The sequence below is a fragment of the Yoonia litorea genome, assembly GCF_900114675.1.
In the GTDB taxonomy this organism is placed as follows: Bacteria; Pseudomonadota; Alphaproteobacteria; order Rhodobacterales; family Rhodobacteraceae; genus Yoonia; species Yoonia litorea.
On the sequence record NZ_FOZM01000003.1, the window covers coordinates 269,092 to 295,949 of the forward strand.

Consider the following 26,858-nt stretch of genomic DNA (forward strand, 5'->3'; position numbering starts at 1 on the left):
CTCCGTTATCAGGTCTTGGCAGTCGCGGGCTTGCCGTCCCAAGGTGCATCGGAGACGGTCACAGGCTTCTTGCGCGGGGCCGTCTTCGGCGCAATTGGGGCTTCCGTCTTCGCGGCCGCTGGTGTCGTTGCGGGCGCAGGCGCTGGCTTGGATGCTGGGGCCTCTACCTTGGCTTTCGGTGCTATTGCTTGTGTTGCCGCGGCTGCCTTTGGCGCCGTTTCAGGGGCCTTTGCTTTCGCCGGTGCCTCAGCCTTGGCGGCAGTTGGAGCAGCGGGCTTGGCTTTGACGTCCGACTTCACCGGAGCGGCTTTGGCGGTGGCTGCCTTCTTTGGCGTCGCAGCCTTGGCAGGTGCCTTGGTTTTGGCAGCTTGCTTCGCTGGTGCTTGAGTTGTCTTTGCCGCCTTGGGTGCCGCAGCTTTCTTGGCTGGCGTCGGTTTAGCGGCTTGCTTCTTGGCCGGTGCCGCTTTGGCGGCGGCTTTCTTTTTGGGTGCGTCGGCTTTTGCCGGTGCCACTGCTTCGATCTTAGCGACCGTTGCGGGCTTCTCAGGCTTAGGTGCTTCCGATTTTACCAGTTTCGGCGCGACCTTTTTGGCCACCGGCTTCGCAGCGGGTTTTTTGACCGGCGTGACAGTTGTGGATTTTTTCTGTGTGGCAACAAGCGAATAGTATGGTGTCATCAGCGCACGATGTGCAACCTGTGATTGATCAATCCACGCATCAGTCAGCCGCATTTGCTGGCCGAACATTGCGCTGGCGACCTGCATAGCCTGAGCAGACATGGAAAGTGTAATTGCGGGTGTCATGGTTTTCCCCATCCAATAGAGTTTACTATAGGTTGATTATAAGGCAGTTCTTGCGGCAGCGCAGCATAATTCTGCGACGCAGAAAGTATGAGCGGGTAACTGATCACAACGGCCCCATCACCTTGGCATTAAACCCAAAAACCTCGCGCGCGCCTGAGATGGGAATAAGTTGCACGTCACGACGTTGTCCTGGCTCAAACCGAACAGCGGTTCCTGCCGCGATGTCGAGTCGCATTCCATAGGCCGCGTCCCTGTCAAATGACAGCGCAGGATTCGTCTCGGCAAAATGATAATGTGAGCCTACCTGCACGGGCCTGTCACCTGTATTGGCGACTTCTAGCGTCACGGCCTCAGCATGGGCATTGAGGGTCAAACTTCCCTCTGCCACCAGAATTTCACCGGGTTTCATTGCGTGCCTCCAGAGTCATCGTCTTTTGATCGAAAGTCTCAACGGATCGGATCATGGACCGTCACCAGCTTTGTACCATCAGGAAATGTCGCCTCGACCTGCACTTCGTGAATCATCTCGGCGATCCCGTCCATGACCTGATCCCGGGTCAGCACTTCGGCACCGGCCTGCATCATGTCGGCGACTGACCGGCCATCTCTCGCACCTTCGACGACAGCATCCGTGATCAGGGCGATTGCTTCGGGGTAGTTCAGCTTCACACCTCTTTGCATGCGTTTGCGCGCAACCTCGGCCGCCATGGCCACCAGAAGCTTGTCTTTTTCACGGGGGGTCAATTGCATGTCTTAAAGTCTCCAGACACGGGGGATTGGCACATCCGACAGACGTGCGAGAACAGCAAGCATTTGCTGGCGCAGCGCGTACCCATCCTCCGCCAGAAGGCGCACCAACAATAAATTGTCGTCAATCAGGCTTGCGCCGGACAATCCGGTCAGAGACAGGGCCGAAGCGCGCTGCGCCGCATCCGCTCCCGCCAGAAGGATCGTTGACATGGCACTCGCACCCTGACCTGTCGCCGCCCGCGCCATGAGGGCATCAGCATCGCCCGAAAGCCTGATTGCGTCGGCAAAGATCAATGCATCGTCCCGCCAGACGCGCCACTGGTCACGAAAGTGAACATCGCGCACCGTCTCGCCCATGGCCCGCCGTCCCAGTATGATCGGTTCGACCAAAAGGACCGAAGCAGCTTCCTGCAGGTGAACGTTCATCCGGCGCGAGACCGCAGCTTGATCAAACAGGATTGTTTCCTGGGGCATCCAGTCAATCCTTGACCCCGCAGCGGCCCGCAGCGTGACGGCGACCTCTGCAATTTCGCCAGACTGGGCACGATATCCGCGTTCAGCGGCCTGTGATGACACAACCACATGGGCGGCCTCTTGGGCGGAAACGTCAAGTTCCATCCGGTCGCCGCCTGTAAGCCCACCGGCAGTATTGAGAAAAACCGTATCGAGGGCAGTGCCGCGCACCTTAGGAAAAAGCGCCTTCAGCGATCCTTCCTGACGCAGGTCAGCAATGACCGTGTCTGCGCTGCGGCGCTTGGCGGAAAGACGCAGCACGCCCCTCGCACGAGGTTGTACAGGCGTTGCATCTGCTGTGGGGACAGGGGCAGAGAGTGTGATCTTGCGGCTCCGCGATTGATATTCGCAGAAAGGCTGTCCAGATCACCGGAGATTGGCCAGTTTGAAACGACACGATGAACCGATTGCCCCGAGATTCCTCGCCGCGCGCCTAAGATTTAAGCATGAAGCCTAAAACTGCATCATGTCGGTATATCACCCGGTCGCGTCCATCCGCACCGCATAGCGCACCGCGCCTTTGACCGGTTTGCTCCAGTGAAGGTGGACGTCACGCCCGTCTGGCCCTTCTTCCCCGCGCGACCACGGCAGGTCAAAGACAGGGACACCGCCATTGTCAGTAACTGGGCCTGCAGGCATGACATGTTCGACAGAACGCGCAACGCCGGCAAAGGGCAGGGCGGCACGGGTCTCCATCACCCAGGTCGCATCTTCGGTCGTCTGCTCATGGGTCAGATAGGCCGGGTTTGCGACAGGCTCATTCACATTGTGAAACGTATTCGCCTCGAACACAAAGCTGCGTGTCTTTTCATAGTCGAGATCGGCAAAGGTCGTGTCCACGTGCTCAACCCGGTCAATGCGGCCATTGAGCGAGCGAAAGACGTTCCCGACCACCGCAAAACCGTTGATGTAGTGGCCCGGACCGAAAGGCTTGATGACGATGAAATTAAACCAGCTTGCGACATCGTTGGTGGTGAACATGTTGCCGGTGATCGTCAGGCCGCCAAACGAAAACTGATTGCCGAAGGCAGGCGTTGCATCATGCTCGTTTGTCCACTCGATGAAATTGTTGTCGCAATAGTTGCCGGTAAAGATGGTTTTGGGGTTCGGTTGGGTGATGACGATGCCACCCTTTCGCACGCCATTGACCTCATCATCACCATGAAACCAGTGGTTGCCCGTGATCAGATTGCCAGACCCCGCGAGGATGCAGAAGTGCTTGAATTTGCTCACACGGTTCGCACGGATTTTGACGTCATTGGCGGTCGCGTTGAAGCCGATGCTGACGCGGTCGGCCACAGGGACGGCTTGTTCGTCTGAAATCAGTTGGCAACGATCCAGCATCATCCCCTGACAGCCCCGCCCCGGAGATGTGATCCCGCGGTCCTTTGGTTTGTTGATGAAGCAATCACGGACATGAAAGGTAAAACCATCCGGTGCCATCATGATGCCACTGGCAACGCCGCGCCCCTGAAACTCGATATCATCAAGAATGAACTGGCTGAGTTTTTCATAGCCTGAGAAATCCAGCATGTATTTGAACCGCGTAAATGTGAAAACCTGACTGCCTTCGGCGTCAAAAAGCGGCCTGTTCAACTCGACGGTCTGCGCTGTCTCGTTGACAGAAGTCACGTAGATTTCACGTCCGACGCCGTTGCCAGTAACAAGCGCACCCACTGGAATGCTGGAGGCATTGACCACATTTGTGAGACGATTGTCATCAGCCGCCGAATAGGTAGCCTGTGATGTGACGACCACAGTATCCCAAGCTGCCCCGTCGGCTGGCTGGAACTGGCCATTGCGGATCACGCGGCGGGTTTCAAATCGCGTGCGAGACGGGTCAGCCGCCTGCATATCGACAGGTTCTGTCAGCAGGACGCGACGGCCGCATAAGTCCAGATCAGCGTGATCGGCAAAGTTGATCAGTGCCTGATAGGCCTTTTTGAAAGCCAACTCCTCGTCCTGAAATGCCGCAAGATAGCTGTCATAGTCAAAGTCGCGCTGCAGAATGAAGCGGTATTGCGGTTCTTGCACGATCCGCCCTTGAAAGCGGACGGGGCTTTGCATGGTGACGTTTGCCGCGATCCGGTAGTTCCCCTCAGGCACCATCACAGTCTGCCCGTCTGCGGCTGCATCAGCCGCATTAAAGGCTGCACTATCATCAGTCACACCGTCACCGATTGCCCCATAGTCGCGGACATCAACCAGCCCAACCAGATCGCGGGTGAAAAGCGATGAGACATCTTCGATGCGCATGTCATCGACCCTGACCAGTCCCCCGTCCGGTCCTGTCAGGTCCAAGCCAAAGTGGCCGTATTGCGCCCCTTGCCAGGCAAGCTCGACGCCTTGACGGTCCGCGGTTGCCACGATCGCCGTCACCTCGACGATCTCTCCATAGGTTGTCAGTTGCTTGGATGGACCAGACGCAGGCAACCCGCTGACAGGCAGACCTCCAGCCATCCCCGCCCATCCAGCAATCGCCACGGCGGGCAACGGGCCAGCCACAGCTTTCACAAGCGCTGTCACCTTCAGATAGCAGCCCGGCAGAATAGGGGTTTCCCCCATGTAGCGCAGCTTCTGCACACTGTCGGTCTTGAGGATTTCCAGACACCCCCCAAAATCCTGATCGGCAGCCACGAAGTTGCCAGAACCGCTGAGGGCATAGGTATCAGACCCTGGGGTGCCATCGCCGCTCGACCACAGCGAAAGTCCCGCAGAAAACGGTAAAGGATCGAAAACGATCCCGTCGGTAATGGCTTTATTCATGGAAAGGCGACCTCTTGGCAAAGAAACAAAGGGCATCACAGAACTGCCCGCTGACTTGCCAAAAAGACTACCTTCGACCGGTAAAGGACTGCCTAGACCACCGTCACGGTGGGGCAGGCAACGGCCTGATCAGGCGCCCACATCAGGCATCGGCAACAGCCTGACGCCGTTGATTTGCCACCCGTCCGCGGTCTGAACCATCTGGTAGTCAAGTACGTGCAAATTGCCTGTTTTGTCGCGCAGCATGATCTTCTGCCATAAGAACCCGTTGATATCGCGCAACTCAAGGAACCGCACCTCGGCGTTATCCCAGACCATCGGATAGCCTTGTTGGACCATCATGCCGAAATTCCCGGGATTGCCGAAAAGCCGCTTGATGTTGGGGCTGGCATATTGCCACGCACTTGGCACATCGCGGTCGTTGAACGCCTCGAGCTGCGAGCCGATCACATCTTCAATCGCCTGAGAATCCTGCGCAAAGGCAGCGGACGCAGCCATCCAAATCGCCAGAATGAACCCGAAAAAACGCATCACCCGCGCCTCCTATGCCATATCCTTCTTATCTGGATACGCAGGAAGGCGCGGGTCAGTTTTGTTTTTCGTTTACTGGTTCAGTTTCTCGTCAATCAGCGCGATCGTTTCATTGACACCATAAAGTGCGATGAAACCGCCAAACCGTGGGCCTTGACTTGCGCCCAGCAGAACTTCGTAAAGGGCTGTGAACCAGGTCCGAAGCGGCTCGAACCCGTGCTCTTTCCCAACGGCAAACACCATGGATTGCAGCTCCTCGGCATCCAACCCGCCGTCCCATGATTTCAGTCGGGCCGAGAGGTCTTCCAGCGCCGCGCGCTCTTGTGGGGTCGGGGCACGATAGACCTTCGTCGGCTTGACGAAGTCATTGTAGTAGCGGATCGCAAACCCTGCCGCCTGATCCATCTGCGGGTTGTTCTCCGCAGATGCCTCAGGTGCGTAGCGCTGGATAAAGCCCCAGAGCGTCTCCTTGTCCTCAGCCCCGGAAACAGAGGCGAGGTTCAAAAGCATCGCAAACGGCACGACCATGTCTGAGGCAGGTACGTTGTGGCCGTGAATATGGAAAACAGGGTTATTGGCGCGGCCAGCATCATCCTGTGTCGCATAAGCACGCAGTTGCTGGTGGTATTCATCCACCGCTTTCGGAATCACATCGAAATGCATCCGCTTTGCCGTCTTGGGCTTCTGGTACATGAAATATGACAGGCTCTCCGTCGCGGCATACGTCAGCCATTCGTCGATCGAGATACCATTGCCGGAAGACTTTGAAATCTTCTGGCCGTTCTCGTCCAGAAACAGCTCGTAAGAGAAATGGTTTGGCTTGCGCCCGCCCAAAATCTCACAAATCCGGTCATAGATCGCGGTATTTGTCGCATGTTCCTTGCCGTACATCTCGAAATCGACATCCAGCGCGGCCCAGCGCGCGCCAAAGTCAGGCTTCCATTGCAATTTCACATTGCCGCCGGTCACCGGCAGCGTCCATTCGCGGCCATCATCGTCGTCAAACGTGATTTCACCCTTTTCGGCATCAACATTCTTCATCGGAACGTAAAGGACACGGCCGGTCTCAGGGTGGATCGGCAAGAAGATCGAGTATGTCTCACGGCGCTCCTCTCGCAATGATTTCAGCATCACCGCCATGATGTCGTCGTAGCGTTCAGCGGCACGCAAAAGGATCTCATCAAACTGCCCGGTGCGATAAAACTCACGCGCCGAATAGAACTCATACTCAAACCCGAATGTATCAAGGAAACGGCGCAACATCGCGTTATTATGATGGCCGAAGCTTTCAAACTCGCCAAACGGATCAGGCACTGCCGTCAGCGGCTGGTGCATGTGTTCGACCAGCATTTCCTGCTGGGGGACGTTGCCGGGAACCTTGCGCATGCCGTCGAGATCATCAGAGAAGCAGATCAGCTTGGTCGGGATGTCAGAAATCACCTCGAATGCACGACGGATCATCGTTGTGCGAAGAACTTCGCCAAAGGTCCCGATATGCGGCAGACCCGAGGGGCCATAGCCGGTTTCGAACAGCACATATCCTTTTTCGGGGTCTTTTTTCTCATACCGTTTGAGCAGGGCGCGCGCCTCTTCAAAAGGCCAGGCCTTTGATGTCATCGCGGCGTCACGAAAGGTGCTCATTGGGATTCTCACATCTTGTTGAAGGGCTGCCGGATTGGCCGCCGGAACGGGCACTCCCTATTGCGAGACAGGCACAGCGTCAATAAATGACACGCAACCACAAAGGAATTGCACCATGCTTGAAGACGCCTCTCTTACCGCGCAAGACGCGCTGGCAGCACTGATGATCGCAGTGTCCGCGTCAGACGAAGACATCCGCACAGCTGAACTGGTCAAGATGAGCAACGCAATCAACAACTTGCCTGTTTTTGCCGGCTATGACGCCGAACGTCTGCCGCAAATCTCACGCATGGTTTTCGATCTGCTGGAACAGGTGGACGGCCTTGATGCGCTATTCGGTTTGATCCGTGACGCGTTGCCGGAGCGCCTCTATGAAACAGCCTACGCGCTGTCATGTGACGTCGCCGCCGCTGACGGGCGCGTGGTCGGTCCCGAAGTGCGGATGCTGGAAGAGATTCGCGACGAATTGAACCTCGACCGTCTTCACGCGGCTGCCATCGAACGCGGGTCGCGTGCGCGGCATATGCCCCTTTAGGCTGGCAGTCTCAGCGCCAGGTGACTGATGATGTCGCGCTGAAGCGTCCGCGCACGGCGGCCCCAACCGCGTGCGCCTTGCGGGCTTTCTGCACCACTGAGAATGCCTGCTGCGCGTTGTTCCAGATCAGCGGAAAAAATCGCAAACGCAAGCCTGCGGCCCTTGTCCGTTCTGACGTAGCCCGCCAGTGATGAGACGAAGTTCAGTGTCCCCGTTTTGGCCTGCACAGCAATCCCGTCCCGCACGACCTCTTGCCCCGCACTGTCAAACACGCGTCGACGGCGCAAAACCGGATAAAGCTGCGGTTCGACATTGGGCGCGCCAAGGATGCCCACCATTTCCGCAGGGCTGATCCGCGATTCATCCCCAAGTCCGGAATGATCGACAAATAATGGCGTCACGCCTCCGCAACGCTCATAGGTCCAGCGTGACATGCGTAAGGCGGATGTCCGCATCCCCTGTACGCGGTCAGTGATCGCCTTGGTGGCAGCCATACCGGTGACCTCGGCGGACAGATTGATGGAGTTGCGCAGCATGAACCGTAACTGCTCTGTCAGCGGTGCGCTTTGGAACTGCGCCAAGACCACGCCGCTTGGCGTTACAGGGGTTTCTTGCGGTTTAGAGAGAACAATACCGTGGCTGCGCATGAAGGTCGCGAAAACTTCGCCGGCATAGAGCGCCGGATGGCGCACAGGGAGCCAACGTGATCCCTCGTCATTGAGGGACCCGCGCGCCACGGTCCAGCGGTCGACATTGCCGGATTTGCGGTAGGTAAAGACAGGTGCATCCCGATCGACCAGATCAACCTCGGCAATCGAGACGGCGGGCCGGTAGTTCTCGCTGCGGGCATCAATCGCGGTGGCAAAACCGTCTTGCTCGCGACGCCATTCGAAGTGGACGCGATTGTAGTTGAGGTTCAGGCCCGTGATCGTCGGGTTATAGCCGAAATGATCGAGCTGCCCGGGGTCGATCTCATCGACATTTCGTAGCGCCTCATCCCACACCAGAAAATCACCACGCACTTCACGCAGGCCAGTATCTTTGAGGCGCGCGGCCAGCGTGGCAATGTCATCCGTCGCCAGATCAGGATCACCACCGCCCGCCAGAATAAGATTGCCATCAAGAACGCCATTCACCACCGGACCGTCTGCAAAAACCCGTGTGGTAAAGCGATGATTGGGGCCCATTGCCTCAAGCGCATAAAGGGCGGTGACGGCTTTGGTCACACTTGCGGGGGGCTGCTGGACGTCGGCGGCGACATCTTCGATCATGGCACCGGTTGCGAGGTCCATAACAGCAACGCCGGTTTCGCCACTCAACCCCGCATTCGCGACAAGGCGGGTGATGACATCGCTGGCGGCCACGCGCGCACGTGGACGCAGCGACGTCAGCGGCGCTTCAGCAAGGGCCGCACTCGCAAAAGTCGATCCCGCTCCGGCCAGCAGGGCACGTCGTGTCAGGCGCATCACCATTCCCCTCTTGCTCTGATTGCTGTTGAGGACTGATCGGTCATCGGCACGTTGATAAACGACCACGCCGGAGCCTCAAGGTGGCCGAGAATATGTGACGCGCGGCCTGTAATCCGGTCGTCGCGGTAGATGCGAGCCGCTTTGGACAATCGCGCGGAAATCCGGTCTCCGGGGCGCGCAATCACACCAACTGGCACGGTTTCCATGATCCAACGCCAATCCTGCCAGCGGTGAAACTGTGAGAGATTGTCGGCCCCCATGACCCAAACAAAACGGACAGCAGGATAGCGTTGCCGCAAGGCCGCAATCGTTTGGGCTGTATACCGCGTCCCTAAATGGGCCTCGATATCCGTGACCGTGACGCGGGGGTGCTGCATCATTGCCTTTGCCGCCCGCATCCTTTCAGCCAATGGGGCTGGCCCGCGCGCTTTCAACGGGTTGCCGGGTGTGACAAGCCACCAAAGACGGTCCAGCCCGAACCGTTTGAGCGCTGCTTTCGAAATATGCACATGGCCGCTGTGCGGGGGATCGAACGATCCCCCCAAAAGGCCCACGACCTGTCCGGCGCGCGCGTGTGGCATTTTCGACATTATGGGGTGGCCCCAAGTGCGGTTGGATTTTCGGGCACGTCTGGCAAGCGTTGTCTCTTACGGTCAATTCGGCGGCCATAGTCAGTTCGACAGCCGCAGGTGTCAATCTCGCAAGGTGCAACGCCAATGCGGAAATGCGAGTTCCTTGTGACCCGCGGCGGGTGTCGGAGCCGCTTGCTGCATGCTAGCATCTTTCGAGCGAAGGAAAGGCTGCACATGACGCGCATCATCACCATGAGTTTGCTTGCACTGCTGATGCTGCCGTTTGCGCTTTATTCCGTTGATTTCGGGCAAGGCGGGTTACGCGACCGTCTGGCTGAGCCGCATTACCTGCAGACAGACAGCGCATCGGCAAATCTCGCGTTATTTAGCCACATGATCCTCGGGGGGATCGTCACATGCCTCGTGCCCTTTCAGCTTATCGGACGGCTGCGGGACAGATACCCGCAGGCGCACCGCTGGTCCGGCAGACTGATTGCCCTGTCCGCACTTGTGACAGCCTTCGGCGGGCTGGTCTTTATCACTCTCAAAGGCACCATCGGGGGCGCGGTAATGGATGCAGGCTTCGCGCTTTACGGGGCACTCTTGCTGCTGACTGCTGGCATGGCATGGCGCATGGCGCGGCAAGGTGACTTTGAAAGGCACCGTGCATGGGCGTTGCGGTTTTTCTGGCTGGCCATCGGATCATGGCTTTACCGCGTGCAATACGGGCTCTGGTATCTGGCGACAGATGGTCTTTGGTCCGAACCGGACTTTTCGGGCAGCTTTGATCTGGCGATGAATTTTGCGTTCTATCTGCCTTACCTGATCGGTGTTGAGATTTACCTTCGCATGAAAAAGGGAAACACTGATTCAGTCTTACGGGGGACGGCATGACACATATGACAACGCAAAGTGGCAGGCCGCTGTCACGCTTTGCCTTCGGTACAATGCAATTTGGCGGCAAGGCCGACGCTGCCGCCAGTCAGGCGATGTTCGAAGATTGCCGTGCGGCAGGCATCAACCATTTCGATACGGCGGTCGGCTATACCGATGGCGCATCCGAGACACTGCTCGGTCCTATGATCAAAGCCGATCGTGAAAACCTCTTCATCGCCAGCAAGGTCGGCTATGTGAGTGGGGCGGGCCGCGCGAATATCATGGCACAGTTCGACAGGATCCGCGCGCAGCAAGATGCCGACATGGTCGATCTGCTCTATCTGCATCGCTTTGATGATGAGACCGAACTTGAGGAAACCTTCACGGCACTTGCCGAACTGCAGCAGTCGGGCGCGATACGCTATATCGGAGTGTCAAACTATGCCGCATGGCAGGTAATGAAGGCCCAGTCTGTTGCGCAGCGTCTCGGCACCCGCATTGATGCAATCCAACCCATGTATAACCTTGTGAAGCGGCAGGCAGAGGTCGAAATCTTCCCGATGGCCACTGATCAACAGATTTCGATTTTCCCCTATTCACCGCTCGGTGGCGGTTTGTTGACGGGTAAATATGCTGAAGGCGCAGAGGGCCGTCTGAAAGAGGACGAGCGTTATACCAGTCGTTACGCGCAAGGCTGGATGCATGAGAGCGCGGCGAAACTGTCTGCATTTGCCAAAGAAATCGGGGCAGACCCTGCGACCCTCGCGGTGGCATGGGTCGCGCGTCACCCTGCGCAGCCGCACCCCATTATCTCGGCCCGTTCGGCCGGACAACTTGCGCCGTCGCTGGCCGCCGCCGGTTTTGAGATGGACGACGCGCTCTATGACCGGATCACCGCACTGAGCGTCACCCCACCACCAGCGACGGACCGCTTGGAAGAAGCATGATCGACTTTCTGGTGATTGGCGGCGGTATCGCCGGTGTTTCAGCGGCAGCGCGTCTGTCTGAAGTGGGACAAGTTGTGCTGTTGGAAGGCGAAGACGCACTCGCTTATCACGCATCAGGTCGGTCAGCGGCAATGTTTGAGGAAAACTACGGCAAGCCCTCGACGATTGAGCTTAATCGTGCCAGCCGGGCATTTCATCAGGGCGCAGAGGTCCTTGGTCCACGCGGGCTAATGCTCATTGGCGGCAAGCAGGATGCAGATGCCTTTGCGCACGATCTGGAGACCATGAAACTTGAAGAAATCTCGACCTCTGACGCCCGGTCGATGATCCCGATTTTACGAACGGACGCGGTGGACCGCGCCGCTCATGATCCTCACGCCTGGGATATTGATACCGACAAGCTGGTCCAGACATTCGTCCGTATGGCGCGCCAAAACGGAGCAGAGATCGTTCCCAAAGCATTGGTTACGGCGATTTCGCGCGACGGGACGGGTTGGATCGTTCAGGTTGGGGGAACCGACTATACCGCACGCAATATTGTCAATGCGGCCGGTGCGTGGGGGGATGAAATCGCCAAAATGGCCGGCATCGCACCTATCGGTTTGACACCTTTGCGGCGTTCGATGGCGCGGATCCCGGCACCAGGTGGCCACGATGTCAGCCGGTGGCCCATGGTCTTTGGCGCTGGCGAGACGTGGTATGCAAAGCCAGATGCAGGGGCGTTGATCGTCTCTCCGGCGGACGAGGATCCGGTCACGCCCCATGATGCGTTCGCTGATGACATGGTGCTCGCCGAAGGTCTGGCCCGGTATGAAGCAAATGTCACAGAACCGGTCACGCGGCTTTTGTCATCGTGGGCGGGTTTGCGGACCTTTACACCGGACCGGACGCTTGTTCTGGGCCCCGATCCTGCCGTAGAAAACTTCATCTGGTGTGCGGGTCAGGGCGGCTACGGGATGCAATCGGCCCCTGCGGCAAGTCAGCTTCTGGCGGATCTGGTCGCGGGGCGGCAGCCAGAGCTTCCTGCCAGCACCGTTAAAGCGCTGACACCGCAACGCCTGCGGGCGCACCACGCTTAAATTTGCGGCAGCCGGACTTCAATTTCGGCAAATAGCGCCTATTTGAGCGGGATGAAGCGCAATCACAGAGAAATAGCCAAAGCCCGGTTTGAGCGGCAGTTCCGATTTTTTTCGGATCGTGTGCCAATGCTCGAAGGTCTGCGCAAACCTGGTTGGATGATTGCAAGAATAATCGTCGGATTTTTTCTGGTCATCGGCGGGATGCTGGCGATCCTTCCGGTGCTGAACGTATGGATGATTCCGGTTGGTCTGCTGTTGCTGGCAATTGACCTGCCAATCCTGCGAGGGCCCGTCACACGCGGGATCATCTTTGGCAGGCGGCGGGCCGAAAACATCCGTCGGACGTGGTTTCGCCGTCAGGCCTGATGAAAACGCAGTGGTTTGGTGTTTTCGCGCACCACCACGCCCTTTGCCTCAAGATCAAGCTGCACGCATTTTTGCCACCAACCTGATGTCGCCCCACCGGGAAACAAATCTTCCGGCAAATGCGCTTTCGCCGCTTCCTTGCTTTCCTTGGCCGTCATGCCCGGCGCGGATTTCGGCAATGTCGCAAGCATGGCGGATTTCATCGCATCGTATTTTGCCTTGTCCACATTGGTGACATGACCGGGAACATTCACGTTCTCGACAGCGATCTTCTCAGACATCTGACAGTCCTTTCAGGGCATAGGTCGGTTGGGTCTCAGCCTACGCCCCGAGAGGGGTTACCCGTCAATCCTGATTTTGGCGTTGGTTGGATCGTAGGGGCTATCTTCGACGACTTCGCAGGCCCAGAGTTGGTCGAGCATCTTGACCTGCAGCTTCGTACCGACCGTGGCCAGTTCCGGTTTCACGTAGCCCATCCCGATCGACTTTTCAAAGGCAACAGAATAGCCGCCAGAGGTCAGACGCCCGACACGGTTACCGTCCATATCATAGAGCGCCTCACGACCCCATGGATCAGCATCTTCCGGGCCATCAATCAGCAATGTGACGCATTTGGACCGGATTCCCTTGGCCTCCATCTCAGCCTTGCCGTGGAAATCCTTGGAGAGGTCCACAAAGCGCGGCAGATCGGCCTCCAACGGGGTGGCGTCGCGGCCAAGCTCGGTGCCGAAGGCGCGGTAGGATTTTTCCTGACGCAGCCAGTTTTGCGCGCGCGCGCCGACCAGCTTCATTCCGTGGGACTCGCCTGCCTTCTCAAGCAGATCAAAAAGGTAGTTCTGCATCTCGATGGGGTGGTGCAGCTCCCAGCCGAGTTCGCCTGTGTATGCGACACGGATCGCGTTGACCGGGCACATACCCAGTTCGATCTGTTTGGCAGACAGCCAAGGGAAGCGCTTGTTCGACAGCGCTGTCGCCGGATCAGCGTCCTTGATCACCGCGTTCAACACATCACGTGATTTCGGACCAGCAATGGCGAACACACCCCATTGCGTCGTGACATTCTGCACGTCGATACGGCCAAACTCAGGTTCTTTATCCTCGACGGCCTTGCGCAGGAAATCTGCGTCATAGTCTGACCAAGCACCCGCCGAGACGAGGTAGTATTCGTCATCCTTCAGGCGGACGATGGTGTATTCGGTACGGGTCGTGCCGTGGCTAGTGAGCGCATAGGTCAGGTTGATACGACCGACGCGTGGCAGCTTGTTGGTGGTGAACCAGTCGAGGAAAGCGGTCGCTCCGGGACCTTTGACGATGTGCTTGGTAAAGGCGGTTGCGTCGATCAGGCCAACACCTTCGCGGATCGCCTTGGCCTCTTCCACGGCATATTGCCACCAGCCACCGCGACGGAAAGAGCGGCTGTCGTGATCGTTAAAGCCCATTGGGGCGAAGTAATTGGGGCGCTCCCAGCCATTCACGAAACCGAATTGCGCGCCGCGCGCGGCCTGACGGTCGTAGGCGGGTGACGTGCGCAACGGACGGCAAGCAGGCCGCTCTTCGTCAGGGTGGTGCAGGATATAGACGTGGTCGTAGCATTCCTCGTTCTTGCGGGCTGCAAACTCGGTTGTCATCCAGTCGCCGTAACGCTTGGGATCAAGGGAGGCCATGTCGATCTCGGCCTCGCCATCGACCATCATCTGCGCAAGGTAATATCCCGTGCCACCAGCGGCCGTGATGCCGAAGCTGAAACCTTCGGCCAGCCACATGTTGCGCAGCCCGGGGGCCGGTCCGACCAGAGGGTTGCCGTCTGGCGTGTAGCAGATCGGGCCGTTGAAATCGTCTTTCAGCCCGATTTCCTCAACCGACGGAATCCGGTGGATCATCGCCATATACTGTTCCTCGATCCGTTCCAGATCGAGCGGGAAGAGGTCAGCGCGGAAGCTGTCTGGCACACCGTATTCAAAAACGGCAGGTGCATTCTTTTCATAGACCCCCAGAATCCAGCCGCCGCGTTCTTCACGCACATAAGATTGCGCGTCCGCATCACGCACGACGGGGTGCTCGACATTTCCGGCAGCGCGGAACTCGACCAAGGCCGGATCCTGATCCATGACAATGAACTGGTGTTCGACCGGGATCGCTGGAATTTTAATGCCCAGCTTCTTCGCAGTAGTCTGTGCGTGGTTTCCTGAGGCGGTGACGACATGCTCGGCAGTGATCACGACCTGCTCGTCAGAGGGGACGAGGTTGCCGCCTTTCTCGACCATCTTGGTGCAGGTGACTTCCCAAGCTTCGCCGTTCCAGTGGAAGGCATCCGCCTGCCATTTGCGTTCGATCATCACGCCGCGCTGACGGGCGCCTTTGGCCATCGCCTGTGTCACATCGGCAGGGTTAATGTAGCCGTCGGTGTGGTGGTAAAGTGCGCCTTTGAGGTCTTCGGTCCGGATCAGTGGCCACTTTTCCTTGATCTCCTCTGGCGTCATCCAGACATAGGGGACATCACAGGTTTCGGCGGTCGAAGCATAGAGCATATATTCGTCCATACGCTCTTGGGTCTGCGCCATGCGCAGGTTGCCCACAACGGCAAAGCCCGCGTTCAGACCTGTTTCGGCCTCAAGCGACTTGTAGAAATCAACCGAGTATTTGTGGATATGGGTCGTCGCAAAAGACATGTTGAAAAGCGGCAGCAGGCCCGCTGCGTGCCATGTGGAGCCAGACGTCAGCTCGTCACGCTCAAGCAGCATCACATCGTCCCAGCCAGCTTTGGCCAGATGATAGGCGATGGATGTGCCGACTGCGCCACCACCGACGACCAGAGCTTTGACTTCAGTTTTCATGACCTGCGACTCCCTTGGGTTCTTGCGCCATAATTTGCGCGAAAACCGCAGCCCACGTCAGAGCCAGCCGACGCGTTTAGGTGCGAAAGCGACAAGCGCCCTATTTGGGTGGCGTGGCCAGTGCTCTGCGGGTTTACCAGTGGGGTGGTTTCTGATCGGCAAGCGGAACGGTCCCGCCTGAGTCTATCTCGCGCTGGGCCTCACGTTCCATCAACATCGCAACGCGCCTTTGGGCAATGGCGAGCTCCTTTTCCTGCCGCGCAACCACGTCTGACAATTCGTCAACGGTGCGAGTCAGATAGGCGATTTGTTCTTCAAGATGGGTGATATCAGTCATGCGGCGAACATAAGCTTTGCCACCTTCCTGCGGAAGGGGCGACTGTGCCGGAAAACATGAAAGCCCAGGAATGTGGGATTTTTAGGCAAGATGGCGGCGGCACAGCAGCTTTTGGCAGGCAAGCTGCATTGCCCCGCTGGGCTTGCCGCGCTAAACGCCCCTCAAACATTGTGATCGCAGGACCAAGTGATGGCCAAGCAAAAGAAACAGCCCCGTCCCAAGGCGCAAACGCCAAAAGGGTTTCAGGATTACTTCGGCGCGGATGTCACCGCCCGGAACGAAATGCTGAGCAAGATTGCGGCTGTTTACCATCGCTACGGCTTTGATGCGCTGGAAACCTCCGCTGTTGAGACGGTCGAGGCGCTGGGCAAGTTCCTGCCTGACGTGGATCGCCCGAATGAGGGCGTTTTTGCCTGGCAGGAAGACAACGACTGGCTGGCGCTGCGCTATGATCTGACAGCGCCGCTAGCGCGCGTCGCGGCCCAGTTCCGCAATGACCTGCCCAGCCCCTATCGCCGTTATGCGATGGGCCCTGTCTGGCGCAACGAAAAACCCGGACCGGGTCGGTTTCGCCAGTTTTATCAGTGCGATGCCGATACTGTCGGCGCGCCGAGTGTTGCGGCCGATGCCGAGATTTGCGCGATGCTGTCTGACACATTGGAAGAAGTCGGTATCCCCCGCGGCGACTACATCATCCGCGTGAACAACCGCAAAGTGCTGAACGGTGTCTTAGAGGTCGCAGGACTGTCAGGTGACGACAAAGAGGTCGAGCGCGGGATCGTGCTTCGTGCAATTGATAAGCTGGATCGTCTGGGCGTCGATGGCGTGCGCGCTTTGCTTGGTGAGGGCCGCAAGGACGAGAGCGGTGACTTTACCAAGGGCGCGGGCCTGAGCGATGCGCAAGCCGATGTGGTGATGGGGTTTGTCGATGCAAATGCCGGTATCGACGAGAAGCTTCGCAATGCCGCAGAAGTTGCTTCGGTATTGGGAAGTGAGAATGTAAACGCCTTGTCGAACGCCTACGACAGTCCGTTCACAGCTCTTTTTGGGCGCGACATTGGCGCTAGCGAAGTTCGCAACACTGTTGTGTTGGCTCACTTAGAAGAACTTGTGCGGGACTCTGAAGTTGGTACCGCAGGTGTTTCCGAACTCCGTGAAATTGTATTGATGTTGGAGTCACAAGGTTATTTTTCTGACAGGATCATCATCGACCCTTCCGTCGTCCGCGGCCTCGGTTACTACACCGGCCCCGTCTACGAGGCTGAATTGACCTTCGAAGTCACCGACGAAAAGGGGCGTCCCCGCAACTTCGGCTCGGTCGCAGGGGGCGGGCGCTATGACGATCTGGTCAAGCGCTTCACCGGACAGGCCGTGCCTGCCACTGGTGTTTCGATCGGCGTGGACCGTCTTCTGGCCGCACTGCGGGCCAAGGGCAGGATTGAAAGCGCTGAGCGGGGGCCAGTGGTCGTCACAGTAATGGATCGAGACCGGATGGCTGACTATCAGTCCATGGTTGCCGAGTTGCGCGCGGCTGGCATCCGTTCCGAAGTCTATCTTGGAAACCCCAAGAACTTTGGCAATCAGCTCAAATACGCAGACAAGCGCAATTCGCCGGTCGCCATTATTGCCGGTGCGGATGAATTTGATCAGGGGATTGTCCAGATCAAGGATCTGATCCTCGGGGCCGAAATCGCCAAGAACGCCACGCTTGAGGAATGGAAGGACCGCCCCAGCCAATACGAAGTGCCGCGTGCCCAGATGGTCGCGAAGGTACGCGAAATTCTGGACGGGCAGGGCTGATGCCAACCTCGCAGGCCACACAGACCGAGGCGCGCCGTTTGCGCGACCTCTTCGCTGCCAGAGGGGCTTTGGTGATCAAGGCGGATGTGCTGCAATCGGCTGGCACGTTGCTTGACCTCTATGGCGAGGATATCCGCGCGCGGTCCTACGTCACATCGGACCCGCTGCGCGGTGAAATGGTGCTGCGCCCGGACTTCACCGTCCCTGTGGTGCAGATGCATATGGACGCCCACGCCGAACCTGCGCGCTACACCTACTCAGGCAAGGTGTTCCGCAAGCAGGAAACCGATGAGGCCCGCGCGAACGAATACGTGCAAGTCGGTTACGAGGTCTTTGACGGCCAGAACCCGGCTGCCGCTGATGCAGAGGTCTTTGCCGCCGTGGCGCAAGGCTTGGAAGGGCTGCCACTGCGCGCTGCCACTGGCGACATTGGCGTATTGATGGACGCGGTGCGCGGTCTGCAAACCACCGATGACCGCAAGGCCGCTCTATTGCGGCATATCTGGCGGCCAGCCCGGTTCCGTGCGCTTCTCAAGCGGTTCGGGTCGGATCAGGTGCCACCGGCGCGGGCCGCGCTTCTGGCCGCAGAAGACCCCTTTGTAGAGGCAGGCCCGGAGATTGGGTTGCGCACCCGCGAAGAGGTTACAGCCAGGATTGATGCGCTGCGCGCGGATGCTGATGCCGCCCCGATTTCCGGCGAAGAAATTGCCTTGATCGACGCCATTTTGAACCTGCGCGAGACATCGACAAATGTGCTCAGTCATCTGCGTGATATCGCAGTGGACATGCCCGCAATCGGCGGTGCCGTGGGGCGGTTGGATGCCCGTCTCGGGGCGTTGGCTGACCGGGCTGTGGATGTGGATGCCTTGCCGTTCGAAGGCAGCTACGGACGCACGTCGCTTGAATATTACGACGGGTTTGTCTTCGGTTTTTACGCCAGCGACCGCCCCGATTTGCCACCTGTCGCCACAGGCGGACGCTATGACGCGCTGACGGCCCGGCTGGGGCAGGGGCGCGTAGTGCCAGCCGTCGGCGGTGTGATCCGTCCTGATCTGGCTTTGGAGTTGACGTGATGCTGAAGCTGGGTGTGCCGTCCAAGGGGCGATTGATGGAAAAGACCTTCGACTGGTTCGGCAGTCGGGGCATCAGCCTGCGCAAATCAGGGTCTGATCGCGAATACGCCGGTGCCGTTGACGGCATTGATGGGGTCGAGCTTGTGCTGCTTTCCGCCGGAGAGATCCCGCGCGAATTGGCCTCTGGCACCATTCATCTTGGAGTGACCGGCTCTGATCTGGTGCGCGAGAAGCTGGCCAACTGGGATGCCCGCGTCGCAGAGCTGGCACCAATGGGTTTCGGCGGAGCCGATCTGATCATCGCGGTCCCGAAGTTCTGGGTCGATGTGCATACGTTGGATGATCTGGATGCGGCAGCAGCGGCCTTTCGGCGGCGGCATGGGTTCCGCCTTCGGATCGCGACAAAATATCATCGTCTCGTCAGGGATTTCCTGCGCGAACATGGCGTGGCGGACTATCAACTGGTGGACAGCCAAGGCGCGACCGAAGGCACCGTCAAGAATGAAACGGCTGAGGCGATCGCAGATATCACCTCGACCGGCGAGACCTTGCGCGCCAACGGGCTCAAGATCCTTGATGACGGGCTAATCCACGCATCGCAGGCGACGCTTTTCCGTGGACGGCGTTTGAATTGGACCGATGAGCAGCGCCAGACGCTCAAGACGCTGCAAGCGGTGCTTGGAATCTAGGCCGTCGCAGCCACCAGTGCATCGTGGCAGGCAATCTCCAACGCGCTGGTTTTCTGGCGTGCATCTGCGATCCCGTCAGCCCCTGCAACGCCCAAGGCCGCGGTGTCCGCCAGCGAATAGGTTTGCACCTGCGTGATCCCTTTCAAGGCCGCGCGGCAAAGCGCAAGCACCAAAAGATAATCAAGGTGGTTGCCCAAAAGCCCAGCGCCCATTTCCTTGCCGCCTTCGGCATTGATCTCACAGGCCGCCGCATCGGTTGAGATAAATGACCGGCAGATCATCGGGCGGGCGTCATAGGCGCGGCAACTGCGGGTGTCTGGATCGAGGGCAGGGCAGCCTTTTGGATGCCACGCGCGGCCGTCCGGTTGCCCTGCTAGGGGTGTCAACGCGGTGTGGAGTTGCTCGGCTTCGAATGCCGTAATCACACCGCCTTCGCCGCCATTCAGGATACAGCAAAAGGCGCAGCCCTCGGCACAGGCGGCCTCTTGGACGACCTTCGGGGGCGACTTCATCAATTCATCCCGCACGGCCATGCCCAGCCGCCACGCGGCTTTGCCGCTGGCCATTTCGGCCAGAACATCCTTGGCCGGAATCTGGTGTGCGAAAGCGGTCTGCAAATAAGACGTCAGGATGCGTCGCGCCCGTTCCACGCGTGCCTTGTCGACCCCCGACACCCGCGCCTTCGCGACGCGCTGGGCGAGCTCTTCGAGCGTGAGCGCGCCTTTGCCGAATTTGGCAGCCTGACGGCGGGCGGCGCGGGGTGACGTGGGCTTCATGAGCGTCCTCGGATTGCGGTTCGCCGTCACTATAGAGACCCGCCCCGTAGCGTCCAGCCGCTAAGACTTAAGCCCGTCGCGCAGGAACCGCCGCAGGATTTTACCTGAGGCGGATTTCGGAATTGCATCTACGAAATGCACTTCATGGAGTTGCTTGTATGTGGCCAGTTGCGCCGCAACATGGGCTTTGATCGCCTCTTCCGTCGGGGCGGGGTCAGCAGCGACGACAAAGGCAATCGGCAGTTCGCCCGCCTCATCATCAGGTCTGCCAATCACCGCAGCATCTGTGACGCCTTCCATAGCAACCAAAGTGGCTTCCAGTTCGGCAGGTGCGACCTGAAAGCCCTTGTATTTAATCAGCTCCTTCAGCCTGTCGGTGATGAACATGTAGCCGTCTTGGTCCACTTTCGCGATGTCGCCCGTGCGTAGCCAACCGTCTGGGGTGACGGTCTCGGCTGTGGCATCCGGGCGATTGAGGTAGCCTTGCATGATCTGCGGGCCCTTGATCCAAAGCTCGCCTTCCTCCTCGGGTCCAAGTTCAGCACCGCTTTCGATATCAACAATCTTGCAGGACGTGTTGGGCGTCAGCACCCCTGCGGCGCCGGACTTGGGTGCCTTGCGCGGCACGACGTGGCTGACAGGGCTCAGTTCCGTCATGCCGTACCCTTGCAAGGCCGTGCATCCCAGCCGTGACGCGATCGCGTCCGAAAGTTCCGGACCGGAAGGTGCGGCGGCGATAAAGACCTCGCGGAGTGCGGACAGATCGTACTCTTCGACCAACGGATGCTTGGCCAATGCAAGTGCGACTGGCGGAACAACCCACATCCGCTGACACTTGTAGTCCTGACTGATTTGCAAAAAGAGCGGCAGATCGAAGCGCGGCATCGTCACCAAAGCGCCGCCACCGGCAAGGTGGATATTCATCAACACCACCATCCCGTAGATATGAAAGAAGGGCAGAAAGGCCGCGGTTACTTCTCCGGGCTGAAAATCAGCGGCAACAATCGATTGATCCGCATTGATGACAAGGTTCCGGTGCGACAGCATCACGCCCTTCGGCAGCCCTGTGGTGCCGGACGAATAAGGCAGCACCACCGTAAAGCTGTCGAGATCGACAGGCACCTGTTCGTTGATTGGATCACCGAAGAGGGCGTCGTATTCCTGCGTCCCGATCGCAATTATGGGCAGGTCTCCGGCCCCTTCCTTGGCCGTATCCATGAAGTCAGGGATCGTGATCAAAAGATCGGCGCGTGCGTCTTGCAGTTGGTGGGCGACCTCGCTGGCTGTGTAGGTTGGATTGAGCGTGGTGATCGTCGCCCCTCCCCAAGCGACTGCGTGAAATACCACAGCATATTCGGGCATATTGGGGGCCATCAAGGCGACGGTCTTGCCTGCGCCAAATCCCGCAGCGGCCAGCCCGCCCGCCATCTGCTTTACCTGATGCATAAACTGGGCGGCGGTCAGCGTGCGGCCTGTCGGCCCGTCGGTCAGCACCACGTCATCCGGTCGGTTCTCCAGATCTGCAAAGACATGTTCGGTGACGCTCAGGTCGCGCGTGGCAACGTCCGGATAAGGGCTTGTGAAAATGGTCATGGCAGGTCCTCCCGCGCCGATCATGGCACGGGCAGGGCAATCTGCCTAGCGGACTCCGATCGCGGCAAGCGCTTTTGACAATTCGGGCGGCAGCGGGTCTTCGTCCTGACGGCCCTCTGGCAGATCGCGCGGCGCATCAGCGACAGGCAGGTAGCGCCACCCCTGAAAGGCGCGTTTCGGTGTTGCCTCGACCCGGGTCAGACCGGGCTTGCAGACGATGGCACAGCGACGGATGCCGTCGGCGCTGAGATATTCATCCAGTCGCAAGACAGGTTGGCGGCAAAGGATCACACCTTTGATCACCCAGAAGATCGACCCTCCATTGAGAATTTCATCGCCGCGCTTGGGCCACATACGCGTGATGTGGCGCGGCAAACCGTCGTCAGTCTGGGCGCGCTTGGTGGCCTGCCAGTCCGCAAGGCCAGCAATATCCTCGGTCCCGACCGAGAGTTTGAGAAGATGAACAGTGCCTGTCATGGCGCAAGTGTTTAGCTGCAGTGGCGGAAGGCCGCAATCTTGCGACTGGTCAGCGCCGTCACGTTTCCGTAAGATGGAGGCCTTCCCTGCAATACCTGACTGGAGAACCCCGCAAATGTCCGCCTTTTCCGCCCCGATTGCCGAACAAATCTGGGATATGAAGTATCGCTTCAAAGAGGCCGACGGGACGCCGATTGACGTCACCGTCGAGGATACATGGCGGCGGATCGCCAATGCGCTGGCCGCTGTTGAAGACGACCCTGCCGCTTGGGAAGGCAAATTCTATGACGCACTCGCAGATTTCAAATACTTGCCAGCGGGGCGCATCACGGCAGGCGCAGGCACCGCACGGTCGGTGACGCTTTTCAACTGTTTTGTCATGGGCACAGTGCCCGACAGCATGGGCGGGATCTTCGACATGCTCAAAGAGGCCGCGCTGACGATGCAGCAGGGCGGCGGGATCGGCTATGACTTCTCGACCATCCGCCCCAAAGGCGCGAGCGTGCATGGCGTCGCCGCCGATGCCTCCGGGCCGCTGTCGTTCATGGATGTCTGGGATGCGATGTGCCGCACGATCATGTCGGCAGGCTCGCGCCGTGGGGCGATGATGGCAACGATGCGGTGTGATCACCCTGACATCGAGGATTTCATCACCGCCAAATCCGACCCTGCGCGCCTGCGCATGTTCAATATGTCGGTGCTGGTGACCGATCCTTTCATGGAGGCGGTGAAATCCGACGGGTCTTGGGATCTGGTTTTTGGCGGCAAGGTCTTCCGCACGGTGCAAGCGCGCGATCTGTGGAACAAGATCATGCAGTCGACCTATGACTACGCCGAACCCGGCGTGATCTTCATCGACCGCATCAACCAGATGAACAACCTCAACTACTGCGAAACAATTGCCGCCACCAACCCATGTGGCGAGCAGCCGTTGCCACCCTATGGCGCATGTCTGCTTGGGTCGATCAATCTGGCCAAACTCGTGAGCGACCCTTTTGCAGACACAGCCGCGCTTGGCGAAGCCGCCCTGACCGAACTGGTCGCAACTGCTGTGCGGATGATGGACAACGTCGTTGATGCCAGCCGCTTCCCGCTTGAGGCGCAGGCGCAAGAAGCGCAAGCCAAACGCCGCATCGGCCTTGGTGTCACAGGTCTGGCGGATGCGCTTTTGATGATGGGTCTGCGCTATGGCAGCGAAGAAGCTGCCGCCCAGACCGACAAGTGGATGCACCAGATCGCCCGCGCGGCCTATCTCGCCTCGGTCGATCTGGCCAAGGAAAAGGGGGCTTTTCCGCTTTTTGATGCCGAGAAGTTTCTTGCAAGCGGCGCGATGGAAGGGATGGACGCTGATGTCCGCGACGCGATCGCCGAACACGGCATCCGCAACGCGTTGCTGACATCGATTGCGCCGACAGGGACGATCAGCCTTTATGCAGGCAACGTGTCCTCAGGCATCGAACCTGTTTTTGCCTACGCCTATACGCGGAAGGTCTTGCAGAAAGACGGATCACGGACCGAGGAAGAGGTCGTCGATTACGCTGTGCAACTCTGGCGTGATCTCAATGGTGATGCCCCGCTGCCGGATTATTTCGTGAACGCCCAGACCCTCGCGCCCCTTGATCACGTCCGGATGCAGGCGGCGGCACAGAAATGGATCGACAGCTCCATCTCCAAGACAATCAACTGCCCCGAAGATATCAGCTTTGACGATTTCAAAGAGGTCTATATGGCCGCCTGGGATCAGGGCTGCAAAGGCTGCACCACCTATCGACCAAACGATGTGACGGGTTCTGTCTTGAGCGTCAGCGAAGATAAACCATCGGAGGATAGCTCCTCGCTTCATCTTGGTCAGAAAACTCCCGCCGGAGGCTCCGACGGTGAAGGTGGCACAGCCTTCCCGACGGAGGGCGAGGTCGTCTACATGTCAGAACCCCTCGATCGTCCGCAGGAGTTGGAAGGGGCCACCTACAAGCTGAAGTGGCCAGACAGCGAACATGCGATCTACATCACCGTCAATGACCTCATCGTGGGCGGGCACAGACGCCCGTTCGAGGTCTTTATCAACTCAAAGAACATGGAACACTTTGCCTGGACCGTGGCGCTGACACGGATGATTTCGGCCGTGTTCCGGCGCGGTGGTGATGTGTCGTTTGTGGTCGAGGAACTTAAAGCGGTGTTCGATCCGCGCGGCGGGGCATGGATGCAGGGCAAGTATGTCCCGTCCATTCTTGCGGCAATCGGCGGCGTCATCGAAAAGCACATGATTGCGACGGGTTTTCTGGCCGGTGAAGGCATGGGGCTCAAAGGTGATCCACAGGCAGATGTTGTGGCCATCAACGGTGGCGGGCGCGGCAAGGCCTGCTCAAGCTGCGGCCAATACGAGTTGCAGATGGTAGAAGGCTGCATGACCTGCCGGTCCTGCGGCTATTCCAAATGTGGCTAGACCGGTTTCCGCCGGAGTAGCCAGATAAAGAACACTCCGCCAATCAGCCCGGTGACAATCCCGATGGGGATGTCATCGGGTGCCATCACGGTCCGTGCAAAAATATCGGCCCAGACCAGAAAGATTGCTCCGACAAGGAAGGAGACCGGCAAGACGCGCGCGTAATCTCCGCCGACGATCAGTCGCACGATGTGCGGGATCATCAGGCCGACAAAGCCGATGATGCCGGAAAAGGCGACCATCACACCTGTGATCAACGCGCCCACCGCAAAGACCGTCAAGCGAAAGCGGCCAACGGCAATACCCAAGGTGGCTGCGGTTTCATCTCCGATTGTCATGGCGTTGAGATTGCGCGTGTTCACGGCAAAATAGGCCCCACAGACGATCAGGATGATCAAAGGATAGGCAAGGTGGCTCCACTGAGCGAGGCCAAGGCCGCCGAGCATCCAGAAAACGACGGTGTGCGCTGCTCTTGGGTCGCCAAGAAAGATCAGCACGTTGGCCGCCGACATCACAATGAACGAAACGGCGACGCCTGCCAGCACGAGCCGATCAGCGCTGGTGGCCCCTGCGAACTGCGATACGCCAAGCACGATCAACGTCGCGCCAAGCGCGCCAAGGAATGCAAAAAGCGGTACGGTCAGAAGGCCAAGGAACAATCCGGTATGCAACAGGGCCAAGATCGCACCGAACGCGCCACCAGATGAAATACCTAGCAGGTGCGGGTCGGCCAGCGGGTTACGTGTGACCGCTTGCAGGCTCGCGCCGACCACCGCCAAACCCGCGCCGACAAAGCAGGCAAGGATTGCACGAGGCAGGCGGATGTCCCAGACAATCGCCTCGCGCCCAGCGGACCAGTCTGGTGTCACCAGCCCCGGGATCATCTTGTTGGCGATGATGCCCCAGACTGTGTGCAGCGGCACCGATACGGCCCCCACACTGACAGCGACTGAAACCGACACAAATAAAGCCGCCAGTGCTGCGCCGAGCGTGACACGCAGTTTAACTGCTTGCGTGGCGCGGGCAGTGATCTGGCGGTCGGCAGGTTCCATCACTGGGCGCGGAATGCCGCCGCGAGCGTCTTGACGGCTGCGATGTTGCGCGGCCCCGGTGTTGCCTCGACATATTCAAGCACCACGAAACGGTCATTCTTCACCGCGTCGATCTCGGCAAAGGCTGGGTTGGAGCGCATGAAGTTGCGCTTTTCTTCTGCTGTCACCTCGCCGTAATTCACGATCACAATGACCTGCGGGTCGCGCGCGACGACGGCCTCCCATCCCACGGTGCCCCAGCTTTTCTCGAAATCATTCATGATGTTGGTGCCACCTGCCGCCTCGATCAGCGCATTTGGCATCGCATAAAGTCCCGCCGTGAAAGGGGCATCCTCGCCGCTGTCATAGACAAAAACCCGCGGGGCTGCGTCAAGAGCAGGCAGATCTGTCAGAAAACCGGCAAGCTCTTCCTGATAGCCGGCAATCAGCGCCTCTGCCCGTTCAGGTACGCCGAAAATGGCACCCAGATTGCGCAGGTCGTTATACATGTCATCCATCGATGCCGCATCAGTCTCACTGATGTGGCTGCAACTCTCGGTCAGTTCGTAAACCTGAATGCCAAAGGGTGCGAGCGTCTCGGGCGTGACTTCGCCACCAACCCGCATCCCGTAATTCCAGCCGGCAAAATAGAAATCGGCATCCGCGCCGATTAGGACCTCTTTGGAAGGGTATTGCTCGGATAGTTCCGGCAGTGCAGCCACGCCTGCGGTCATTTCAGCATCCAGCTTGTTCCAGCCCGAAATCCCGGTGTAGCCGACCATGTGGTCTGTCAGACCAAGGACCAGCATCATCTCGGTCAGGTTCACGTCATTGGACACTGCGGCCTGCGGCGGTGCGTCAAAGGTCACTGTCCGGTTGCAGCTTTGCACGGATGTTTGCGCAGTGGCCGCACAGGCCAGCACGCCAAGGGCGAGGGTAGTCGTGATCAGTTTCATG

General features: G+C 58.8%; 26 protein-coding genes. 9 read left to right on the top strand and 17 right to left on the bottom strand.

Going from position 1 to position 26,858, the window contains the following annotated elements; all coding sequences use genetic code 11:
- Positions 1–8: 8 nt before the first annotated feature.
- The 7 genes from BM316_RS16785 to BM316_RS14490 all read right to left on the bottom strand — a co-directional run bounded on the left by BM316_RS16785 (position 9) and on the right by BM316_RS14490 (position 7,004).
- Positions 9–803 carry a hypothetical protein gene (locus BM316_RS16785; RefSeq protein ID WP_207493717.1) on the bottom strand — a complete coding sequence of 265 codons (795 nt, stop codon included), beginning with the start codon at positions 801–803 and terminating at the stop codon, positions 9–11.
- Between the two features lie 103 nt (positions 804–906).
- Positions 907–1,212 carry an urease subunit beta gene (locus BM316_RS14465; protein WP_090210026.1) on the bottom strand — a complete coding sequence of 102 codons (306 nt, stop codon included), beginning with the start codon at positions 1,210–1,212 and terminating at the stop codon, positions 907–909.
- A gap of 38 nt (positions 1,213–1,250) precedes the next feature.
- Positions 1,251–1,553, bottom strand: a complete 303-nt coding sequence (locus BM316_RS14470) for an urease subunit gamma (RefSeq protein WP_090210029.1) — start codon at positions 1,551–1,553, stop codon at positions 1,251–1,253.
- A 3-nt stretch (positions 1,554–1,556) separates the two neighbouring features.
- Entirely contained in the window at positions 1,557–2,327 is a 771-nt protein-coding gene (locus tag BM316_RS14475) for an urease accessory protein UreD (protein WP_242649924.1), read from the bottom strand.
- Positions 2,328–2,543: 216 nt separating this feature from the next.
- Complete coding sequence (locus tag BM316_RS14480; RefSeq protein WP_090210033.1) at positions 2,544–4,832, bottom strand: glycosyl hydrolase family 28-related protein; 2,289 nt, start codon at positions 4,830–4,832, stop codon at positions 2,544–2,546.
- A 129-nt stretch (positions 4,833–4,961) separates the two neighbouring features.
- Positions 4,962–5,363: a DUF4864 domain-containing protein gene (locus tag BM316_RS14485; protein ID WP_090210035.1), complete on the bottom strand. Its 402-nt coding sequence runs from the start codon at positions 5,361–5,363 to the stop codon at positions 4,962–4,964.
- A 72-nt stretch (positions 5,364–5,435) separates the two neighbouring features.
- On the bottom strand, positions 5,436–7,004 hold the full coding sequence (locus BM316_RS14490; protein ID WP_090210037.1) for a lysine--tRNA ligase: 1,569 nt from the start codon (positions 7,002–7,004) through the stop codon (positions 5,436–5,438).
- 115 nt (positions 7,005–7,119) lie between these two features.
- Here BM316_RS14490 and BM316_RS14495 point away from each other — a divergent pair, with 115 nt between their 5' ends.
- On the top strand, positions 7,120–7,539 hold the full coding sequence (locus BM316_RS14495; RefSeq protein WP_090210039.1) for a tellurite resistance TerB family protein: 420 nt from the start codon (positions 7,120–7,122) through the stop codon (positions 7,537–7,539).
- On the opposite strand, the gene dacB is transcribed toward BM316_RS14495, so the two are convergent.
- Together dacB and BM316_RS14505 are read right to left on the bottom strand one after the other, a co-directional pair.
- Positions 7,536–9,005: a D-alanyl-D-alanine carboxypeptidase/D-alanyl-D-alanine endopeptidase gene (dacB, locus tag BM316_RS14500; RefSeq protein ID WP_311135672.1), complete on the bottom strand. Its 1,470-nt coding sequence runs from the start codon at positions 9,003–9,005 to the stop codon at positions 7,536–7,538. The two genes, BM316_RS14495 and dacB, sit on opposite strands and share 4 nt — an antisense overlap.
- Complete coding sequence (locus BM316_RS14505; RefSeq protein WP_090210418.1) at positions 9,005–9,589, bottom strand: nicotinate-nucleotide adenylyltransferase; 585 nt, start codon at positions 9,587–9,589, stop codon at positions 9,005–9,007. The genes dacB and BM316_RS14505 overlap by 1 nt, the downstream gene beginning before the upstream one ends.
- Positions 9,590–9,814: 225 nt before the next feature.
- Here BM316_RS14505 and BM316_RS14510 point away from each other — a divergent pair, with 225 nt between their 5' ends.
- The 4 genes from BM316_RS14510 to BM316_RS14525 all read left to right on the top strand — a co-directional run bounded on the left by BM316_RS14510 (position 9,815) and on the right by BM316_RS14525 (position 12,848).
- The gene (locus BM316_RS14510) at positions 9,815–10,474 is read left to right on the top strand and encodes a DUF2306 domain-containing protein (RefSeq protein WP_090210043.1); all 660 of its coding nucleotides are present in this window, start codon (positions 9,815–9,817) and stop codon (positions 10,472–10,474) included.
- Entirely contained in the window at positions 10,471–11,403 is a 933-nt protein-coding gene (locus tag BM316_RS14515) for an aldo/keto reductase (protein WP_090210045.1), read from the top strand. The genes BM316_RS14510 and BM316_RS14515 overlap by 4 nt, the downstream gene beginning before the upstream one ends.
- Positions 11,400–12,482: an NAD(P)/FAD-dependent oxidoreductase gene (locus BM316_RS14520; protein WP_090210047.1), complete on the top strand. Its 1,083-nt coding sequence runs from the start codon at positions 11,400–11,402 to the stop codon at positions 12,480–12,482. Before BM316_RS14515 ends, BM316_RS14520 begins: the two co-directional genes overlap by 4 nt.
- A 156-nt stretch (positions 12,483–12,638) precedes the next feature.
- On the top strand, positions 12,639–12,848 hold the full coding sequence (locus BM316_RS14525) for a hypothetical protein (protein WP_242649925.1): 210 nt from the start codon (positions 12,639–12,641) through the stop codon (positions 12,846–12,848).
- On the opposite strand, the gene BM316_RS14530 is transcribed toward BM316_RS14525, so the two are convergent.
- From BM316_RS14530 to BM316_RS14540, 3 genes are all read right to left on the bottom strand, one after another.
- Positions 12,839–13,129, bottom strand: a complete 291-nt coding sequence (locus BM316_RS14530; RefSeq protein WP_090210051.1) for a DUF6958 family protein — start codon at positions 13,127–13,129, stop codon at positions 12,839–12,841. The two genes, BM316_RS14525 and BM316_RS14530, sit on opposite strands and share 10 nt — an antisense overlap.
- A 57-nt stretch (positions 13,130–13,186) precedes the next feature.
- The gene (locus BM316_RS14535; RefSeq protein ID WP_090210053.1) at positions 13,187–15,682 is read right to left on the bottom strand and encodes a GcvT family protein; all 2,496 of its coding nucleotides are present in this window, start codon (positions 15,680–15,682) and stop codon (positions 13,187–13,189) included.
- A 133-nt stretch (positions 15,683–15,815) separates the two neighbouring features.
- Positions 15,816–16,019 (bottom strand): SlyX family protein, encoded by a 204-nt coding sequence (locus BM316_RS14540; RefSeq protein WP_090210055.1) that lies wholly within the window; start codon positions 16,017–16,019, stop codon positions 15,816–15,818.
- A gap of 189 nt (positions 16,020–16,208) precedes the next feature.
- Between BM316_RS14540 and hisS the strand changes: the two genes are divergently transcribed.
- From hisS to hisG, 3 genes are read left to right on the top strand one after another with little or no spacing between them, the layout of a single operon-like run.
- Positions 16,209–17,819: a histidine--tRNA ligase gene (gene hisS / locus BM316_RS14545; protein WP_090210057.1), complete on the top strand. Its 1,611-nt coding sequence runs from the start codon at positions 16,209–16,211 to the stop codon at positions 17,817–17,819.
- Entirely contained in the window at positions 17,819–18,892 is a 1,074-nt protein-coding gene (locus BM316_RS14550; RefSeq protein ID WP_090210059.1) for an ATP phosphoribosyltransferase regulatory subunit, read from the top strand. The genes hisS and BM316_RS14550 overlap by 1 nt, the downstream gene beginning before the upstream one ends.
- Complete coding sequence (hisG, locus tag BM316_RS14555) at positions 18,892–19,581, top strand: ATP phosphoribosyltransferase (RefSeq protein ID WP_090210060.1); 690 nt, start codon at positions 18,892–18,894, stop codon at positions 19,579–19,581. Before BM316_RS14550 ends, hisG begins: the two co-directional genes overlap by 1 nt.
- Here the strand turns inward: hisG and BM316_RS14560 are convergent.
- Genes BM316_RS14560 through BM316_RS14570 form a run of 3 tightly spaced genes read right to left on the bottom strand, consistent with a single transcriptional unit; the run spans position 19,578 to position 22,427 of the window.
- Positions 19,578–20,357 carry a YkgJ family cysteine cluster protein gene (locus BM316_RS14560; RefSeq protein ID WP_090210062.1) on the bottom strand — a complete coding sequence of 260 codons (780 nt, stop codon included), beginning with the start codon at positions 20,355–20,357 and terminating at the stop codon, positions 19,578–19,580. The genes hisG and BM316_RS14560 overlap by 4 nt on opposite strands.
- A 60-nt stretch (positions 20,358–20,417) precedes the next feature.
- Positions 20,418–21,950 (bottom strand): AMP-binding protein, encoded by a 1,533-nt coding sequence (locus BM316_RS14565; protein WP_090210419.1) that lies wholly within the window; start codon positions 21,948–21,950, stop codon positions 20,418–20,420.
- Positions 21,951–21,995: 45 nt separating this feature from the next.
- A complete protein-coding gene (locus BM316_RS14570) occupies positions 21,996–22,427 on the bottom strand; it encodes a DUF1489 family protein (RefSeq protein WP_090210064.1) in 432 nt (143 codons plus the stop codon).
- Between the two features lie 115 nt (positions 22,428–22,542).
- Between BM316_RS14570 and BM316_RS14575 the strand changes: the two genes are divergently transcribed.
- Complete coding sequence (locus tag BM316_RS14575; RefSeq protein ID WP_090210066.1) at positions 22,543–24,870, top strand: adenosylcobalamin-dependent ribonucleoside-diphosphate reductase; 2,328 nt, start codon at positions 22,543–22,545, stop codon at positions 24,868–24,870.
- On the opposite strand, the gene BM316_RS14580 is transcribed toward BM316_RS14575, so the two are convergent.
- Both BM316_RS14580 and BM316_RS14585 read right to left on the bottom strand, forming a co-directional pair.
- Positions 24,867–25,922, bottom strand: a complete 1,056-nt coding sequence (locus BM316_RS14580) for a FecCD family ABC transporter permease (RefSeq protein ID WP_090210068.1) — start codon at positions 25,920–25,922, stop codon at positions 24,867–24,869. The two genes, BM316_RS14575 and BM316_RS14580, sit on opposite strands and share 4 nt — an antisense overlap.
- Complete coding sequence (locus BM316_RS14585; protein WP_090210070.1) at positions 25,922–26,857, bottom strand: ABC transporter substrate-binding protein; 936 nt, start codon at positions 26,855–26,857, stop codon at positions 25,922–25,924. Before BM316_RS14585 ends, BM316_RS14580 begins: the two co-directional genes overlap by 1 nt.
- Between the last annotated feature and the right edge of the window lies 1 nt (position 26,858).

What these genes read in the sequence shown, in the direction of transcription:
- BM316_RS16785 (WP_207493717.1), bottom strand. Translation starts at nt 803, where the DNA reads ATGACACCCGCAATTACACTTTCCATGTCTGCTCAGGCTATGCAGGTC.
- BM316_RS14465 (WP_090210026.1), bottom strand. Translation starts at nt 1,212, where the DNA reads ATGAAACCCGGTGAAATTCTGGTGGCAGAGGGAAGTTTGACCCTCAAT.
- BM316_RS14470 (WP_090210029.1), bottom strand. Translation starts at nt 1,553, where the DNA reads ATGCAATTGACCCCCCGTGAAAAAGACAAGCTTCTGGTGGCCATGGCG.
- BM316_RS14480 (WP_090210033.1), bottom strand. Translation starts at nt 4,832, where the DNA reads ATGAATAAAGCCATTACCGACGGGATCGTTTTCGATCCTTTACCGTTT.
- BM316_RS14485 (WP_090210035.1), bottom strand. Translation starts at nt 5,363, where the DNA reads ATGCGTTTTTTCGGGTTCATTCTGGCGATTTGGATGGCTGCGTCCGCT.
- BM316_RS14490 (WP_090210037.1), bottom strand. Translation starts at nt 7,004, where the DNA reads ATGAGCACCTTTCGTGACGCCGCGATGACATCAAAGGCCTGGCCTTTT.
- BM316_RS14495 (WP_090210039.1), top strand. Translation starts at nt 7,120, where the DNA reads ATGCTTGAAGACGCCTCTCTTACCGCGCAAGACGCGCTGGCAGCACTG.
- dacB (WP_311135672.1), bottom strand. Translation starts at nt 9,005, where the DNA reads ATGCGCCTGACACGACGTGCCCTGCTGGCCGGAGCGGGATCGACTTTT.
- BM316_RS14505 (WP_090210418.1), bottom strand. Translation starts at nt 9,589, where the DNA reads ATGCCACACGCGCGCGCCGGACAGGTCGTGGGCCTTTTGGGGGGATCG.
- BM316_RS14510 (WP_090210043.1), top strand. Translation starts at nt 9,815, where the DNA reads ATGACGCGCATCATCACCATGAGTTTGCTTGCACTGCTGATGCTGCCG.
- BM316_RS14515 (WP_090210045.1), top strand. Translation starts at nt 10,471, where the DNA reads ATGACACATATGACAACGCAAAGTGGCAGGCCGCTGTCACGCTTTGCC.
- BM316_RS14520 (WP_090210047.1), top strand. Translation starts at nt 11,400, where the DNA reads ATGATCGACTTTCTGGTGATTGGCGGCGGTATCGCCGGTGTTTCAGCG.
- BM316_RS14525 (WP_242649925.1), top strand. Translation starts at nt 12,639, where the DNA reads ATGATTGCAAGAATAATCGTCGGATTTTTTCTGGTCATCGGCGGGATG.
- BM316_RS14530 (WP_090210051.1), bottom strand. Translation starts at nt 13,129, where the DNA reads ATGTCTGAGAAGATCGCTGTCGAGAACGTGAATGTTCCCGGTCATGTC.
- BM316_RS14535 (WP_090210053.1), bottom strand. Translation starts at nt 15,682, where the DNA reads ATGAAAACTGAAGTCAAAGCTCTGGTCGTCGGTGGTGGCGCAGTCGGC.
- BM316_RS14540 (WP_090210055.1), bottom strand. Translation starts at nt 16,019, where the DNA reads ATGACTGATATCACCCATCTTGAAGAACAAATCGCCTATCTGACTCGC.
- hisS (WP_090210057.1), top strand. Translation starts at nt 16,209, where the DNA reads ATGGCCAAGCAAAAGAAACAGCCCCGTCCCAAGGCGCAAACGCCAAAA.
- BM316_RS14550 (WP_090210059.1), top strand. Translation starts at nt 17,819, where the DNA reads ATGCCAACCTCGCAGGCCACACAGACCGAGGCGCGCCGTTTGCGCGAC.
- hisG (WP_090210060.1), top strand. Translation starts at nt 18,892, where the DNA reads ATGCTGAAGCTGGGTGTGCCGTCCAAGGGGCGATTGATGGAAAAGACC.
- BM316_RS14560 (WP_090210062.1), bottom strand. Translation starts at nt 20,357, where the DNA reads ATGAAGCCCACGTCACCCCGCGCCGCCCGCCGTCAGGCTGCCAAATTC.
- BM316_RS14565 (WP_090210419.1), bottom strand. Translation starts at nt 21,950, where the DNA reads ATGACCATTTTCACAAGCCCTTATCCGGACGTTGCCACGCGCGACCTG.
- BM316_RS14570 (WP_090210064.1), bottom strand. Translation starts at nt 22,427, where the DNA reads ATGACAGGCACTGTTCATCTTCTCAAACTCTCGGTCGGGACCGAGGAT.
- BM316_RS14575 (WP_090210066.1), top strand. Translation starts at nt 22,543, where the DNA reads ATGTCCGCCTTTTCCGCCCCGATTGCCGAACAAATCTGGGATATGAAG.
- BM316_RS14580 (WP_090210068.1), bottom strand. Translation starts at nt 25,922, where the DNA reads ATGGAACCTGCCGACCGCCAGATCACTGCCCGCGCCACGCAAGCAGTT.
- BM316_RS14585 (WP_090210070.1), bottom strand. Translation starts at nt 26,857, where the DNA reads ATGAAACTGATCACGACTACCCTCGCCCTTGGCGTGCTGGCCTGTGCG.